Raw genomic sequence first — 295 nt, 5'->3', positions numbered from 1 at the left:
GAAGGGCACCCTGGCCAACCTGCTGGTGCACGACGCGCTGGAAGAAATGCGCCTGTCGGCCAACACCCGCGAAAAAGAAGGCATCAAGGAACGCGTCAGCTTCCGCCTGGAGCGCCTGGTTGCCGCCTGTGGCCGTAACATGAGCAGCGGCACCGGCGTACTCGCCACCATCGGTTCCACCGCGCCCTTCGTCGGCCTGTTCGGTACCGTGTGGGGCATCATGAACAGCTTCATCGGCATCGCCAAAACCCAGACCACCAACCTCGCCGTCGTTGCCCCCGGCATCGCCGAAGCC

1 protein-coding gene is annotated in these 295 nt (G+C 64.7%); it reads left to right on the top strand.

What is annotated here, in order from left to right; all coding sequences use genetic code 11:
* A partial coding sequence (locus tag AAEZ05_RS28125) for a MotA/TolQ/ExbB proton channel family protein (protein WP_350649833.1) occupies window positions 1-295 on the top strand: 295 nt, incomplete at both ends.

It is taken from the genome of Pseudomonas sp. HY13-MNA-CIBAN-0226 (genome assembly GCF_040310305.1).
Taxonomy (GTDB): domain Bacteria; phylum Pseudomonadota; class Gammaproteobacteria; order Pseudomonadales; family Pseudomonadaceae; genus Aquipseudomonas; species Aquipseudomonas gregormendelii.
This window is presented reverse-complemented; position numbering and strand designations above follow the sequence as displayed.